This is a genomic window from Flavobacterium hydrophilum (genome assembly GCF_003202405.1).
GTDB classification, from domain to species: Bacteria; Bacteroidota; Bacteroidia; order Flavobacteriales; family Flavobacteriaceae; genus Flavobacterium; species Flavobacterium hydrophilum.
This window is the reverse complement of sequence record NZ_QJHL01000031.1, coordinates 1-255: the sequence shown is the minus strand read 5'-3', so window position 1 is coordinate 255 and position 255 is coordinate 1. Positions and strand designations below refer to the sequence as shown.

The following is a 255-nucleotide window of genomic DNA, read 5'->3' as shown; positions in this document are numbered from 1 at the left end:
TCCCGTAGTACCAGTGGTAGCGTAGGTTATAGGGGTAAGGATGCTATTGATATTTTTTGATTGGTTGTCTGTACCCGCTGCGGAACTTAGCATTATAGTACCCGGTGTTGAAACAGTAATCGTTCCGTTGGCATTTATAGTATTACCGCATCCTCCCAAAAGAGGAATACTGTAGTTAAATACTCCTGAAGCTGTAGGAGTTCCGCTGATGGTTAAGATGTTTGTTGCCCATGCAGCCGTTACGCCGGAAGGTAA

General features: G+C 44.7%; 1 protein-coding gene. It reads right to left on the bottom strand.

The window, feature by feature from the left end; all coding sequences use genetic code 11:
• Nucleotides 1–255, bottom strand: a 255-nt coding sequence (locus tag DMB68_RS23515; protein WP_165830204.1) for a hypothetical protein, incomplete at both ends; no start/stop codon positions are given.